The sequence below is a fragment of the Agrobacterium sp. AGB01 genome (genome assembly GCF_014851585.1).
GTDB lineage: Bacteria > Pseudomonadota > Alphaproteobacteria > Rhizobiales > Rhizobiaceae > Agrobacterium.
The window spans coordinates 290189-305736 of the sequence record NZ_JACVAB010000006.1 but is presented as its reverse complement, the minus strand read 5'-3'; the positions used below and the strand labels follow the sequence as shown (position 1 = coordinate 305736).

Here is a 15548-nt window from a genome sequence, read left to right as displayed (position 1 = left end):
TCCGTGTCTTAAAAAGATTATGCAATCAATCACGAATCATGTGATTGATTGCTAAATTATTTGTTTCGTGTGCAAATCCTTAAAATCAGGCATGAGACCGTATAGACGGGAAAAACGGTTTGGCAGGGTCTAACTCCAACGGTTACGGAAGTGCAGGGTTTTTTATGAAAACCCTCTACCGTCGTGCGCGTATACGGGTTGCCGGCTTGCGTATGGTCCTGATACCCGGGGTGTCTGCGCCTGATGGGCTGGTTGCAGCACCGACAGATTTACGCGCCGTTGATCCGTTCGTCGCGGAAGAATTGCTGAACGGTCGTATCGTTCTGGCTGGCCGGATCTACGAACTGGATGGCGTCTCGGTTTTTGCGGATGAATTGCCAAGTCAGGCCTTTGCAGAGAGCCTCTATTCCTTTGAATGGTTGCGGCATATTCGTGCTCACCGTACAAATGAATGCTGCGCAAAGGCCCGCCAACTGGTGGCCGAATGGATGGCGCTGCACGGGCGAAAAGCGCGTGGTCTGGCGTGGGAGCCGGACATTGCCGCCAGACGGTTGATTGCGCTCCTGTCGCATTCTCCTGTTGTACTGAATGACGCCGAGAGTGGTTTCTATCGCCGCTTCATGAAGACACTGGGTTTTCACGTGCGTTATCTCGGCATGATCGCCCGCTTTGCGCCCGATGGTGAAACTCGCCTGCGAATACATATTGCACTGGCTATCGCCTCAATCTGTATGTCTGGCAAACAATCCTGGGTGTCGCGTCAGGCCAGAAGATTAAGTCGTGAAATGGAACGTCAGATCCTTCCGGATGGTGGCCATGTTTCACGCAATCCGCGGGTTCTTCTCGATCTGCTGCTGGATCTGCTGCCGCTGCGTCACAGCTATATTAATCTCGGACACACTGTTCCGTCCGGGCTTGTTTCCGCAATTGACCGAATATTTCCGGCACTGCGGTTTTTCAGGCATCAAGATGGTGATCTGGGTCTGTTTAACGGCGCCACGAGCACGCTGGCCAACGAACTGGCGGCTGTACTGCGGTATGACGACACGGCTGGGCTAACGACGCGTGAACTGCCTGACATGGCCTATCAGCGCTTGGTAGCCGGAGACACAACTGTGCTGATTGACACTGGCCGGGCTTTGTCTGTTGAGCTGTCATCAACCGCCCATGCCGGTTGCCTGTCTTTTGAAATGTCTGCAGGGCGTTATCGCTTTATCGTCAATTCGGGTTCTCCGGAAAATGGCAGTGTCGAACTGAAAGAACTGGCACGCTCCACGGCGGCCCATTCAACTGTGACCTTGGCCGATACGTCGTCATGCCGATTTTCCCGCTCAGCATTTCTCGGACCAATCATGGTGCAAGGTACCCGCGAGGTGACGGTCAACCGCACGACTGGGCCTAATAAAAACGACATCGTTTCCGCAACGCATGACGGTTATGTTGCCGATTTTGGTTACCTGCATGAGCGCGAAGTGGACATGAACGAGGCTGGAACACGTATCCGGGGTCGTGACATCGTCTCTGTGGGGGGCAAGAACAACAAACATATTCCTGAAAGCCTGCTGGCTGTTGCGCGCTTCCATGTTCATCCCCTGATCGAACTTAGCCAGTTCAATGATGAAACTGTAGTTCTGACTGCACCTGATGGTACCCGCTGGCAGTTCTCAGTTCCCGGCCGAGCGCTTGCCATTACCGATGATATCTTCATGGCAAATGTGTCCGGCCCACGCCGCTCGCAACAGATTGAAGTAGCTTTCGAGGTTCCCGAAGTACGCGAAATACGCTGGTTTTTAGACCGTAAGGCCTGAATGACTGCCTGATTCGTGTTTATTCCCGTGGGAAGGTGTGCTAACGCGACCCCAACCGCCGGTCTCTGCTTCCGGCTGATTTTCCTGCCTATACGGAGTAAGCCGATGGCTGTTGTTTCCAAGAAAATCCCCGCCCCGGATAAAGTCAAAATTCGCACGGCACTTTTGTCCGTATCCGACAAGACCGGCATCATTGAACTTGCCACCACACTGGCTTCAATGGGTGTGAAACTTCTGTCGACAGGTGGAACCGCGAAGGCTATTGCCGATGCTGGCTTACCGGTTACCGACGTTTCTGACGTCACGAAGTTTCCGGAAATCATGGATGGCCGCGTCAAGACCCTGCACCCGAATGTGCATGGCGGTCTTCTGGCGATCCGTGATGATGCCGATCACGTCGCTGCCATGGCAAATCACGGTATCGAAGGCATCGATCTTTCCGTCATCAATCTCTACCCGTTCGAGGAAGTTCGCGCCAAGGGCGGTGATTACCCGACAACGGTTGAGAATATCGATATTGGTGGCCCGGCCATGATCCGCGCTTCCGCCAAGAACCATGCCTATGTGACAGTTATCACTGATCCGTCCGACTACGACGTTTTGCTGGATGCACTGAAGGCTGATGACGGCCAGACAACCTACGCGCTGCGCCAGAAATTTGCTGCCAAGGCCTATGCTCGCACAGCTGCCTATGACGCGATGATATCCAACTGGTTCGCGGATGCGCTGGGAATTGAAGCACCTGATTACCGCGCAATTGGTGGCGTCCTGAAAGAAAAGATGCGTTATGGTGAAAACCCACATCAGAGCGCGGGCTTCTACCTGACCGGGGAGAAGCGTCCCGGCGTTGCCACAGCAACGCTGTTGCAGGGCAAGCAGCTTTCCTACAACAACATCAATGACACGGATGCTGCCTTCGAGCTGGTGGGTGAGTTTCCGGCCTCCAACGGTCCGGCCTGTGCCATTATCAAGCACGCCAATCCATGTGGCGTTGCAACCGGTGAAACCATGCTTGAGGCCTATAAAAAGGCCCTCGCCTGCGATTCTGTATCGGCATTTGGTGGCGTGATTGCGCTTAACCAGACGCTGGATGTGCAGACGGCCGAAGAAATCGTCAAGCTGTTCACGGAAGTCATCATTGCTCCCGACGTAACGGAAGAAGCAAAGGCCATCGTAGCGCGCAAGCCAAACCTTCGCCTACTGTCGGCCGGTGGTCTGCCAGATCCGCGTTCGCGTGGCCTCGCAGCCAAGACCGTCTCCGGTGGCCTTTTGGTTCAGAGCCGCGATAATGGCATGGTTGAAGACCTCGACCTCAAGGTTGTGACAAAACGTGCGCCGACTGCCCAGGAGTTGGAAGACATGAAGTTTGCGTTCAAGGTCGCAAAACACGTGAAATCCAACGCGGTTATCTACGCCAAGGATGGTCAGACAGCGGGTATTGGCGCAGGCCAGATGAGCCGCGTGGATTCCGCACGTATTGCAGCCCTGAAGGCTGAAGACGCCGCCAAGGCGCTTGGCCTTGCCGAACCACTGACAAAGGGTTCTGCGGTTGCTTCTGAAGCGTTTTATCCGTTTGCAGATGGTTTGCTGGCCGCGATTGCTGCCGGCGCTACAGCCGTCATCCAGCCGGGTGGTTCTATGCGTGACCAGGAAGTGATCGACGCTGCCAACGAACATAACGTTGCGATGGTCTTCACTGGCATGCGCCACTTCCGTCACTAAGCATAGCGCCGCGGCTTCTCCCTGCCTTTATTGGGAGAGGTCCCAGTACAGCAATAATCAAAAGGCCCAGAGAGATCCGGGCCTTTTTCCATTTCGTGGCGATTTCAATGTTTCACGCCTATCACGTCACAGCTCCAACCTGCCACGGTACAAACTCGTTATCACCATAGTCGTAGATTTCGCTGACTGTCTTGTCGCCAGAGGCAACAGCGAGAATCCGCTCGAAAATCCGTTCCCCTGCTTCCTCAATGCTTTCGACACCGGTGACGATTTCACCGCAGTTCAGATCCATGTCTTCCTGCATGTGTTCGAACATTTCAGTGTTGGTCGCGATTTTAATGCAAGGTGAGGGCTTGAAGCCGGATACGGATCCACGTCCTGTAGTGAAACAGATGACGTTGCAGCCGCCGGCAACCTGGCCGGTTACAGCGACGGGGTCATAACCGGGTGTGTCCATAAACACGAAACCTGGTTCGGTAACGGTTTCTGCAAATTCATACACCGCCTTCAACGGCATCGAGCCACCCTTGGCCACGGCACCCAGAGATTTCTCAAGAATGGTGGTCAAGCCGCCGAGCTTGTTGCCGTGCGACGGGTTGTTATTCAGTTCGTCTCCGTTACGGGCGGTATAGTCGCGCCACCAATCAATGCGCTCAAGCAGCTTTTCGGCAACCGCTGGCGTTACGGCACGGCGTGTCAGAAGATGTTCTGCACCATAGATTTCCGGCGTTTCCGAAAGCACCGTGGTGCCACCATTGCGCACGATCAGATCGGATGCGTAACCAAGGGCCGGGTTTGCAGAAATGCCTGAATAACCGTCCGAACCACCACATTCCAGTGCCAGTTTCAGTTTGGACAGTGGCTGCGGGGTGCGCTTGGCCTGATTGACGAGTGGCAGCATGTCCTTGATCTGGGCAATCGCAGCTTCGATAGTCTTGCGGGTGCCGCCATGCTGCTGGATGGTCATGGTACGCAGACGCTCACCCTCCTCCATCCGGTAATGTTCGAGAATGGGGGCAATCTGGTTTGTTTCACAGCCGAGGCCGATCAGCAGAATGCCGCCAAAATTGGGATGACGTGCATAACCCTGAATGGTGCGGATCAGCAGTCGGTACCCTTCCGACTTGGTGTTGAGAGCACACCCCCCACCATGGGTCAGCGCAACGACACCGTCGACGTTGTCAAAACCGTCCAGACCGCCCTGCTTGTTGAAGTAGTCGGCAATGTAGCGGGAGACGGTGGCGGAACAGTTCACGGACGCGATGACGCCGATGTAATTGCGGGTACCAGCGCCACCAAGGCCACGATCGTAGCCCATGAATGTGCGGCGTTCGGCTTCCGGCAGCATGCCGGTTTCCTCGATATCGACGCTGAACTGGTGCGCATGCTCGGAGGGTACCATGGCAAGGTTGTGCAGGTGTACATGACGACCGGGCTCAATGTCCTGGGTGGCAATACCGATCACCTGACCGTATTTACGGACTTCTTCGCCAGACTTGATGGTCTTCAGCGCAACCTTGTGTCCGCGGCCGATCAGGTCGAGTGCGACAAGATCTCCCCTGCCGGTCGGGTTTCCTGCAGGAATGGATCTGCGGGCCACAGCAACGTTATCGTTGATATTCAGCAGGATTGTTGGCTCGGAATTTAATGCTTTATCATGCACTGTCACGGGGATTCTCCTCCTCCCGGTCTATGTCTGCGCAAAAGCGCTACTCAATTCTCGATCCAGCGCTGCTTTGAGCTTTCGAGATGGCTATGCATCGCAGCTTGTGCAAGCAGTGGATCGCGCATTTCAAGGGCTGCCAGAATGGCTTCATGCTCATTTAGGGCACGTGTCCATGTTTCACGGTCCTCAAAGCGGACGCGGAACTGGGCGGAAATAGGACTGTGGCGTTCATCAAAAAGCTCAGCCACCATACGGGCCAACACGCTGTTTTGCGATTGTTCAGCAATGGTAATGTGAAACAGTCTATCCTGATCGAGCGGCTTCTTGCCGAGATCGATTTCCTTTTTCATGCCGTCCAGTAACTGGCGAAGCGTGACAAGTGCTTCCGGCGTAATGCGGCTTGCGGCCAAAACAATTGTTGCACCCTCAATGGCGGCACGCGCCTGCATCAGTTCGGTCGGGCTGTCGCCCATCGACTTGGTTTGCCATGTGGTGGTGGCGGGCTCCGCAGACACATAGACGCCGGACCCCATACGAATTTCAACGCTGCCATCGATTTCAAGTGCAATCAGTGCTTCGCGTAGGGACGGCCGTGAAACACCCAGTTTCTGGGCCAGTTCCCGCTCCGCTGGCAGGCGCGATCCGGGCTGAAATTCACCCTGATCGATCAACTCACGGATCTGATCGGCAATCTGCTGGTAAAGGCGGCGTGTTTCCATCTGTCTGGTCAGGCCAATCATCTCGTTGGGTATAAGCATTTTAAGTTCGCGGAATTTGGCCTTACCGTATCGATAAGTGTGACAATAGGCAAGAATAAGTTTAATATGTTGAATTATATAGATTTATCACGGTTCTGAATTTTCTGCTATCAGGCCGGTTTCGAAGTTTTGAGATAATTGGCTTGACCAATAAAAAAATGCGGCCTAACCATTGCGTCCAATTGAAGGCAACCGGGTGGAGCGTGGTTGCGCATGGAGGATCTCAGATGTCACAAGGCGAACTCAATATCGCAGGCGGAAATATGCCCGGCGATAGCTTTGCCGGTGCTGCCGAAACCCTGCTGCGCCTCGAAAATATCACCAAGGAATTCCCCGGTGTCCGGGCCTTGTCGGGCGTACATTTTGATCTCGTGCGCGGTGAAGTGCATGCGGTCTGTGGTGAAAACGGCGCCGGAAAATCAACATTGATGAAAATTGTCAGCGGCGTTTATCAGCCGACTGAAGGTACAATTATCCACAAGGGTAACAAGGTTCAGTATTCCTCGCCGCTCGAATCCGAAGCGGCCGGCATTGCCATCATCCATCAGGAACTGAACCTCATTCCGCACCTCAGTGTGGCGGAAAACATTTATCTGGCGCGTGAGCCACGCCGTGGTTTCTGGGTTGATCGCAAAAAACTACGCGCCGATGCCAAGCGCTGTCTTGATCGTCTGGGTGTCGATATTGATCCCGACCAGACGGTGCGCGGTCTTTCCGTTGCGCAATGCCAGATGGTGGAAATTGCCAAGGCCCTGTCTCTGGACGCCGAAGTGCTGATCATGGACGAGCCAACTTCGTCGCTGACCGAGCAGGAAACCACCCTGCTGTTCAAGGTCATTCATGACCTGAAACGGGCCGGTGTCGGCATCGTCTATATTTCTCACCGTCTGGATGAGATGGCGCAGATCGTTGATCGTGTCACCATCTTGCGTGACGGCCGGTACATCTCCACCGCCAAATTTGCAGACACGACGGTCGATCAAATTGTTGCCCAAATGGTTGGCCGGTCTTTGGAGGAAAAATTCCCTGAGCGCACATCCGCGCCGACCGACGACGTTATCTTTGCTGTCAAGGGACTGACTCGCAAGGGCGTGTTCGAGGATGTCAGTTTTGAGTTGAAGCGCGGTGAAATTCTCGGCTTTGCTGGACTGATGGGCGCCGGTCGTACCGAAGTCGCGCGTGCGATTTTTGGTGCTGATCCGCTCGATTCCGGCGAGATCACCTTTGAAAGCCGCGTTCTTGATATTCGCTCCCCACAGGATGCTATCCGCGAAGGGATCGCCTATCTCTCCGAAGACCGCAAAAGTGATGGTCTTGCGGTGAAAATGTCGGTGGCAGCCAATACGACGCTTGCCAACATGGAAGCAGTTTCCAGCAAGTTTGGCGTGATTGATTTTGCCAAGCATAATGAGATTGCCCGCAAATATGTCGATCTTCTCAACGTCAAGACGCCGTCGATCGAGCAGACCGTTCGTTTGCTGTCCGGTGGTAACCAGCAGAAAATCATCATCGGTAAATGGTTGTTCCGCGAATCCCGCATCCTGTTCTTTGATGAACCGACCCGCGGTATCGACGTGGGTGCGAAGTTTGCCATTTACAAAATCATGGACGAATTGGCCGCACAGGGCATTGGCGTCATCCTCATCAGTTCCGAATTGCCGGAAGTGCTGGGTCTGACCGATCGTATTGCCGTCTTCCATGAAGGCAGGATCACCGGTGTCTTGAAGACGGCCGAAACGAACCAGGAAGAAATCATGCGATACGCATCCGGCTATGTACCGGCGGCGCAGTGAGGAATGCAATGAGCAGCAATAATCCTGAACAAAAGAACATGTCTTTGAGCGACCGCCAGAAGGATATCATCCAGAAGTTTGCGGCGCTCGGCAGCCTTGTTGCGTTGACCATCGTGTTTTCGCTCACCAGCAGTGCTTTCTTCACCGTTAGCAATGCCATGACCATCGCCTTGCAGGTCACGTCGATCGCTCTTCTCGGTATTGGCGCAACTTGCGTCATCATCACCGGCGGTATCGACCTTTCCGTTGGATCTGTACTGGCGCTCGCCGGCGTTGTTGCCGCACTTGCGGTGAAGGAACTTGGTATTCCCGTGCCGTTCGCGATGCTTCTCGGCATTCTGACTGGTTCAGTCTGTGGGTACATCAATGGCCTTTTGGTCACGCGCTTCAAACTGCCGCCGTTCATTGCAACGCTTGGTATGATGTTGATCGCGCGCGGCGTGGCCCTGCAGATTACCGGTGCCCGTGCAGTGTCCGGCCTCGGTGAATCCTTTGGCGTTCTCGGTAACGGCGCGCTGTTCCGTGTCGTCAACATCGGCGAAGACGGCTTCCCGAATGTTGTATTCCCAGGCATTCCCTACCCGGTCATCCTGATGGTCGTCATCGGTATTGCGGTATCTCTGATGCTCAACCGCTCAGTACTTGGCCGCCACATCTATGCTGTTGGCTCAAACGCGGAAGCTGCGCGCCTGTCCGGCGTCAATGTCAGCCGGGTCACAAACTTTACCTACATTCTTTCAGGTACGCTTGCCGGCCTGACAGGCTGCGTTCTGATGTCCCGTCTTGTTACCGCACAGCCGAATGAAGGCGTGATGTACGAACTGGACGCGATTGCCAGCGCAGTGATCGGCGGTACGTCGCTGATCGGTGGCGTTGGTACAATTTCGGGCACAGGCATTGGTGCCTTTGTCATCGGTATTCTGCGCAATGGTCTTAACATGAACGGTGTTTCGGCCTTCACGCAGCAAATTATCATCGGCCTCGTCATTCTGGTGACCGTGTGGATCGACCAGTTGCGTAACCGCCGCTGAGAAGGGCGCGGACCCTTTCCGTAAACAACAAGGGGGACGAGGAGTTCTCCCGAAAAGGCCAGAGTGCCCATAATTGGAGGAAGAGATGAAGAAACTTTCGATTGCCCTTCTCACATCTGTCATCGCACTGTGGAGTGTTTCCACCGTTCAGGCTGGTGAAATTGCAGTTATCGTCAAGACGGTAAACTCGACATTCTGGCAGAACGTCCAGAAGGGTGCAGATGCTGCGATCAAGGATTTGAACGGTCACACGATCACATTCCAGGGTCCGGCTTCTGAATCTGCGATTGCTGACCAGGTGAACATGGTTGAAAACGCAGTAAACCGTAAGGTTGATGGCATCGTTCTTGCACCGTCGGATCCAGACGCGCTTGTTCCTGCCGTCAAGAAGGCATGGGAAGCCCGTATTCCTGTCGTACTTATCGACTCCCAGCTTGCTGAGGGTTCCGAGCAGTACTACCAGTCTTTCCTTGCTACCGACAACAAGAAGGCCGGCGAGCTTGCAGCCCAGGCGCTAATCGAAAAGGTTGGCACTGAAGGCAAGATCGCCATCATGTCCTACGTTGCCGGTGCCGGTTCGGAAATTGGCCGTGTTGGTGGTTTCACTGAATACGTCAAGGCAAACTCCAAGCTGGAAATCGTTGGTCCGTTCTATTCGCAGTCGCAGATGGCAACGGCTCTGAACCAGACGACTGACGTTCTGGCTGCCAATTCAGACCTCAAGGGCATCTTCGGTGCCAATGAGCCAACAGCAATCGGTGTTGGCCGTGCGCTGGTTCAGTCCGGCAAGGCTGGCAAGGTTGTTGGTATCGGCTTTGACGGTAACCAGGACCTGCAGGAATTCGTCAAGGATGGTACACTGGCCGGTATTGCCGTTCAGGGTTCCTACCAGATGGGTGAACTTGGCGTGCAGACAATCGGCAAAATCCTCAACAAGGAAAAGGTCGAGAAGTTCGTTGATACCGGTGTGGTTGTTGTCACCAAGGACAACATCGAAAAGCCGGAAGCAAAGAACGTTCTTTACTAATCTGCCAGACAGGGCGCGTCGCAACAGGCGGCGCGCCGGTTTCTCCTGCAAACGCCTGATTGAAAGTGCCAGACGATGAAAGTATCCGATACGCGCAAGCTGCCCCGCCGCTCCGTTGACGTTACCCTTATGGGGCTTGGCTGCGCCCAAATGGGCAATCTTTACCGTGTCACACCTTACGAAGAATCGAAGGGTGCTTTCGACAAGGCATGGGAAAGTGGCATTCGTTATTTCGATACAGCACCGTTTTACGGTTACACTCGTTCGGAGCGTCGTCTCGGCACGATGCTGACCGAACATGATCGCAAGGATTACACCGTCAGCACCAAGGTTGGTCGCGTAATGGTTCCTGACGATACGGTCGGTCCGGAGGAGGATGCCTATGTCGCTCCGCTGCCGTTCCGCCCGAACTACGACTATTCTTATGATGGCATTTTGCGTTCGTTTGACGCCAGCCAGCAGCGTCTTGGAATTCTGAGACCTGATATTCTTTACATCCACGACATCGGCTCTGCGACGCATGGTGAAAAGCACCCGCATTACTGGGAGCAGTTGACCTCTGGCGGCGGTTTCAAGGCGCTTGCAAAGCTGCGTGACGAAGGGTCGGTCAAGGCTGTTGGCCTTGGCGTCAACGAGTGGGAAGTCATTCGTGATGCCATGCAGGTTTTCGACGTTGATGTTGCCATGCTGGCCGGTCGCTACACACTACTGGAACAGCAGAGCCTCGCCTTCATGGACAATTGCGCCAAGGCTGGCACCGCGATCGTCATCGCCGGCGCGTTCAACTCCGGCATTTTGGCAGGCAACAAGAAGTTCAACTATGCCGATGCACCGGCTGATATCGTCAAAAGTGTTGAAGCACTGGAAGCGGTTTGCGCTGACACTGGCGTCAAGTTGCAGGCAGCAGCCTTGCAATTTCCTCTTGCCCATCCTGCCTCCGTCACGGTGGTTTCGGGTGCGCGCAACGCAAGCCAGCTGACCTCGAACATCGAGTGGTTCGAGGAAGACGTGCCTGCCGAATTCTGGGCCGAGTTGCGCAAGCGCGGCCTGATTGCCGAGGGCGCACCGGTTCCTGGCGGCAAGGCTTGATCGACATGCGGATCGATGCCCATCAGCATTTCTGGCTTATGAAGGACCGGCAGGGCCAATGGCCTCCGCCGTCCTTGGAGGCTATCTACCGGGATTTCTCCCCTCAGGATCTGAAGCCTTTGCTGGACGCGCAGTCCATTGACGGCACCGTTCTAGTCCAGACGATGGAGAGCGAGGCGGACACCGCCTATATGCTCGATCTGGCGGCCAATAACAGCTTTATCAAAGGTGTGGTTGGCTGGACGGATTTGAAGGCCCCGGGGACTGTAGAGGCCATCAAGGCATTGTCTGCCAATCCGGTGCTTAAGGGTTTTCGGCCCATGTTGCAGGGTTTGGAAGACGACAATTGGATCGATGATCCCGCGCTGGACCCGGCAATCGGTGCGATGATTGCCTGTGGTCTCGTGTTCGACGCGTTGGTTTTGCCTCGACATCTGCCCGCACTTTTCAAATTTGTCTCACGCCATCCTGATCTTCCAGTGGTTATCGACCATGGTGCCAAACCTTGGATAGCGACCGGCCATTACACCGAATGGCGTCAGAACATGGCCTCATTGGCAGGCTTGCCTAATGTAACTTGCAAATTGTCGGGTCTGCTGACCGAGGCCGGTGATCAGAAACCTCAGGCTGTCCGTCCTTACGCGGAAACGATCCTTGAGCTTTTCGGTCCTTCGCGCGTGATCTGGGGCAGTGACTGGCCTGTGCTGCGGCTTGCTGGCGATTATTCCGGCTGGGTGGAGATGTGCCGCGATATCGTGCCGCAACAGCATCACGATGCCGTCTTCGGTGGAAACGCCGTTTCTTTCTACAATCTGACCGCCCGACGGTCGTCTTCTGAAAACAGGTGATGTGATGCTTGCAATAAGCTGCGATTCTCCCGGAACACTGACAGCCGTTGACAAGGACATGCCGTCACGTGGCGATGGCGAAGTGCTGGTGCGTGTACGACGCATTGGTGTGTGCGGTACCGATCTGCACATCTTCACTGGCAATCAGCCTTATCTGTCCTATCCGCGTATCATGGGACATGAGTTGTCCGGGACCATGGAAGAGGCACCGCAGGGAAGCACCCTTGCCAAGGGCGATGTCGTCACGATCATTCCTTATATCTCTTGCGGTCACTGCAGCGCTTGCCTCAAAGGCAAGAGCAATTGCTGCCGCAATATCGGAGTTCTGGGCGTGCATCGCGACGGCGGCATGGCAGAATATCTCAGCGTCCCGCAGCAATTCGTTCTCAAGGCTGAAGGCTTGAGCCTCGATCAGGCGGCAATGACGGAGTTCTTGGCAATTGGCGCACACGCCGTTCGCCGCGCCAAAGTCGAAAAAGGCCAGAATGTTTTGATCGTTGGCGGTGGTCCCATCGGCATGGCCGTTGCTGTCTTTGCAAAGCTTGATGGCGGACGCGTCACTGTCATTGACGGACGCACAGACCGTCTGGATTTCTGCAAGAAACACCTTGGTGTCGATGAGACCGTTCAGCTCGGCGATGGCGACAAGGACAGGCTGTCGGAGATTACCGGTGGCGATTTCTTTGATGCTGTTTTTGATGCAACAGGCAATTCGAAGGCCATGGAGCGTGGTTTTTCCTTCGTCGGTCACGGCGGCACGTACGTGCTGGTCTCGATCGTCAGCAGCGACATTACCTTCAACGACCCTGAGTTCCATAAGCGGGAAACCACACTGCTCGGCAGCCGAAACGCAACCATTGAGGATTTTGAACGGGTCATTGCTGCACAGCGCAGCGGTGGCGTGCCGGATGCCTTGATCACACACCGCATGACACTCACAGAGGTTCCGGAGAAGTTTTCTGGTCTGCTTGATCCGGCAGCTGGCGTTGTGAAAGGCATGGTTGAGGTTCAATGAGCGAAGCCACTCCCATCCTGCAGTTCGGGACAAGTCGTTTTCTCCTGGCGCATGCCGACCTCTTCGTATCGGAAGCACTGGAAGCGGGCAAGGCGCTTGGCAAGATTGCCATTGTCCAGACAACAGGCAACGCACAGAGTGCGACACGTATCGCTGCACTGGGTAAACCCAATGGCTATCCGGTGCGTATCCGTGGTCTGAAAAACGGCGTCGCTGTTGATGAGGAGCGTCGTGGCATGGCTGTGGCGTTTGGCCTGAGTGCGAACCAGGATTGGCAGACCGTTCGCGAGATTGCCTCTGTTGCGAAGGTGATTATCTCAAACACCGGCGACAAGGGTTATGAGCTGGATTCGGACGATACCGTCGAATTGGCTGATGATTTTACCCGGGCTCCAAAAAGCTTTCCGGCCAAGCTGTGCTTGTTGCTGCTGGAGCGCTGGCAACTTCACCCGGAAAGTGAAATCTCGATTTTCCCTTGCGAACTGATCCCGCGTAATGGCGACCGGTTGAAGGATATCGTCCGTGGACTTGCCGACAGTTGGCAACTGCCTGCTGGTTTCACCTTCTACCTGACGGAAAAGTGCCGTTTTGCCAACAGCCTCGTTGACCGGATTGTTTCGGAACCGATTGAGCCGGTTGGTGCGGTTGCAGAACCCTACGCAATCTGGGCTGTTGAAAATCAGGCCGGGCTGACATTGCCCTGTGTGCACCCTCATCTCGTTTTGACCGATGATCTCGATCATTACGAAAACCTGAAGCTCTATCTTCTCAATCTTGGTCACAGCTATCTGGCCGAACGTTGGTTGGTTGATGCGCGTGCCAAGCATGAGACCGTCCGCGAAGCGATGGCAGATTCGGACCTGCGTGCTGATCTTGAAGCCGTCTGGCATGAAGAGGTTCTGCCGCTGTTTGCCGCTGACGGTTTGGGGACTGAGGCAAAGACCTATGTGGACCATGTTCGCGAGCGTTTTCTCAACCCGTACCTCGCCCATCGGCTCGCCGACATTGCCAGCAATCACGACGAGAAAAAACGCCGTCGTATCGCACCGGTTATCGCGTGGGCTGAAAAGCTCGGCCTCAATCTGCCGCAGACGCGTCTTCGCGCTGCAATGGCGACCATAAAGCAGTAACAGGAGTTATCAATGCAGCGCATGGGCATGGTCATTGGCGTCAAGCCGGACATGATTGCGGAGTACAAGCGGCTTCATGCTGCGGTATGGCCGGAAGTTCTGGAACTGATCAGCAAAAGCAATATCCGCAACTACACGATCTTCCTGCGCGAGCCGGAAAACCTGCTTTTCGGATACTGGGAATATCACGGCACGGATTATGAAGCCGATATGGCCCGTATCGCTGCCGACCCCAAAAATCAGGAATGGTGGTCTTTCACCATTCCCTGTCAGCAACCGCTTGAAAGCCGCAAGGATGGAGAGTGGTGGGCTATGATGGAAGAAACATTCCACCACGACTGAGAACCTTTATTTTCCCTGACCGCGAGTAACCGGCCATGACCAAGATTACCGACCTTAAAGTATACGACCTGCGTTTCCCGACCTCCCAGAGCCTTGACGGTTCTGACGCCATGAACCCCGATCCGGATTATTCGGCCGCCTATGTGGTGCTGAAAACCGACACGGATGGTCTGGAAGGCCACGGCCTGACCTTCACCATCGGCCGCGGCAATGACATTTGCTGCATGGCGATCAAGGCGATGAGCCACCTCGTCATCGGTACCGACCTTGCCAAGGTCTTGGAAAATCCGGGTCAATACTGGCGTCACCTGACCAGCGACAGCCAGCTGCGCTGGATCGGTCCGGATAAGGGTGCCATGCATCTGGCCACCGGTGCCGTCGTCAATGCCGTCTGGGATCTCTTGGCCAAGCAGGCTGGCAAGCCGGTCTGGCAGCTGGTCGCCGATATGAGCGCAGAAGAAATAGCAGATATCGTTGACTATCGTTACCTGACCGACGTTTTGTCGCGTGAAGATGCGCTGGCTATTCTCAAGAAGGCGGAAGCCGGTAAAGCGGCCCGTGTTGAGACGCTGAAAAATGAAGGTTATCCCTGCTACACAACCTCTGCCGGATGGCTGGGTTATGACGACGACAAGTTGCGTCGTCTCTGCAAGGAAGCCATTGATGCCGGTTTCAACCACGTCAAGATGAAGGTTGGCCGTGATCTGGAAGACGATATCCGCCGTCTGACGATTGCACGTGAAGTGATTGGTCCGGATCGTTATCTGATGATCGACGCCAACCAGGTCTGGGAAGTTGATCAGGCAATCGCGTGGGTCAACAAGCTGGCCTTCTCCAAGCCGTTCTTCATCGAAGAGCCAACCAGCCCGGATGATATTGCCGGCCACCGCAAGATCCGTCAGGCGATTGGCGATGTGAAGGTTGCGACTGGTGAAATGTGCCAGAACCGTATCATGTTCAAGCAGTTCATCGCTGAAGGTGCGATTGACGTCGTACAGATCGATTCATGCCGTATGGGCGGCCTGAATGAAGTTCTGGCCGTGTTGTTGATTGCTGCGAAATACAATCTTCCGGTTTGGCCACATGCCGGTGGTGTTGGTCTTTGCGAATATGTTCAGCACCTGTCGATGATCGACTATCTGGTGGTTTCCGGCACCAAAGAAGGGCGTGTGATCGAATATGTCGACCACCTGCATGAGCACTTCATCGAGCCCTGCGATATCCGTGAGGCTGCCTATATGCCGCCAAAACTGCCAGGCTTCTCCATTGAAATGAAGCCCGCGTCGATTGCGGAATATACCTTCAAGGGTTGATACTGA

The 15548-nt window shown here is 54.8% G+C and carries 13 protein-coding genes; 11 read left to right on the top strand and 2 right to left on the bottom strand.

The annotated features are described in order from the left end of the window. Positions 1-164 precede the first annotated feature (164 nt). Positions 165-1808 (top strand): heparinase II/III family protein, encoded by a 1644-nt coding sequence (locus IB237_RS20560; protein WP_192490581.1) that lies wholly within the window; start codon positions 165-167, stop codon positions 1806-1808. A gap of 105 nt (positions 1809-1913) precedes the next feature. Continuing rightward, positions 1914-3530, top strand: a complete 1617-nt coding sequence (purH, locus tag IB237_RS20555; protein ID WP_192490580.1) for a bifunctional phosphoribosylaminoimidazolecarboxamide formyltransferase/IMP cyclohydrolase — start codon at positions 1914-1916, stop codon at positions 3528-3530. Positions 3531-3651: 121 nt separating this feature from the next. Here purH and IB237_RS20550 read toward each other — a convergent pair whose 3' ends face one another. Then, positions 3652-5193 (bottom strand): altronate dehydratase family protein, encoded by a 1542-nt coding sequence (locus tag IB237_RS20550; protein WP_192490658.1) that lies wholly within the window; start codon positions 5191-5193, stop codon positions 3652-3654. Between the two features lie 50 nt (positions 5194-5243). Beyond that, complete coding sequence (locus IB237_RS20545) at positions 5244-5936, bottom strand: FadR/GntR family transcriptional regulator (protein WP_192490657.1); 693 nt, start codon at positions 5934-5936, stop codon at positions 5244-5246. 245 nt (positions 5937-6181) lie between these two features. On the opposite strand from IB237_RS20545, the gene IB237_RS20540 reads away from it, so the two are divergent. The 9 genes from IB237_RS20540 to IB237_RS20500 all read left to right on the top strand — a co-directional run bounded on the left by IB237_RS20540 (position 6182) and on the right by IB237_RS20500 (position 15542). Then, positions 6182-7747 (top strand): sugar ABC transporter ATP-binding protein, encoded by a 1566-nt coding sequence (locus IB237_RS20540; protein WP_192490579.1) that lies wholly within the window; start codon positions 6182-6184, stop codon positions 7745-7747. Positions 7748-7755: 8 nt separating this feature from the next. After that, positions 7756-8778 carry an ABC transporter permease gene (locus IB237_RS20535; protein ID WP_192490578.1) on the top strand — a complete coding sequence of 341 codons (1023 nt, stop codon included), beginning with the start codon at positions 7756-7758 and terminating at the stop codon, positions 8776-8778. A gap of 85 nt (positions 8779-8863) precedes the next feature. Further along, positions 8864-9805, top strand: a complete 942-nt coding sequence (locus IB237_RS20530) for an ABC transporter substrate-binding protein (protein WP_192490577.1) — start codon at positions 8864-8866, stop codon at positions 9803-9805. A 75-nt stretch (positions 9806-9880) separates the two neighbouring features. Next, a complete protein-coding gene (locus tag IB237_RS20525; protein ID WP_192490576.1) occupies positions 9881-10894 on the top strand; it encodes an aldo/keto reductase in 1014 nt (337 codons plus the stop codon). A gap of 5 nt (positions 10895-10899) precedes the next feature. After that, positions 10900-11742, top strand: a complete 843-nt coding sequence (locus IB237_RS20520) for an amidohydrolase (protein WP_192490656.1) — start codon at positions 10900-10902, stop codon at positions 11740-11742. Positions 11743-11746: 4 nt separating this feature from the next. Beyond that, positions 11747-12757, top strand: a complete 1011-nt coding sequence (locus IB237_RS20515) for a zinc-binding alcohol dehydrogenase family protein (protein ID WP_192490575.1) — start codon at positions 11747-11749, stop codon at positions 12755-12757. Continuing rightward, the gene (locus IB237_RS20510; protein WP_192490574.1) at positions 12754-13887 is read left to right on the top strand and encodes a mannitol dehydrogenase family protein; all 1134 of its coding nucleotides are present in this window, start codon (positions 12754-12756) and stop codon (positions 13885-13887) included. The genes IB237_RS20515 and IB237_RS20510 overlap by 4 nt, the downstream gene beginning before the upstream one ends. A 12-nt stretch (positions 13888-13899) precedes the next feature. After that, the gene (locus tag IB237_RS20505; RefSeq protein WP_192490573.1) at positions 13900-14229 is read left to right on the top strand and encodes an L-rhamnose mutarotase; all 330 of its coding nucleotides are present in this window, start codon (positions 13900-13902) and stop codon (positions 14227-14229) included. Positions 14230-14264: 35 nt separating this feature from the next. Then, positions 14265-15542, top strand: a complete 1278-nt coding sequence (locus IB237_RS20500; RefSeq protein WP_192490572.1) for an L-fuconate dehydratase — start codon at positions 14265-14267, stop codon at positions 15540-15542. The last annotated feature ends 6 nt before the right edge of the window (positions 15543-15548 follow it).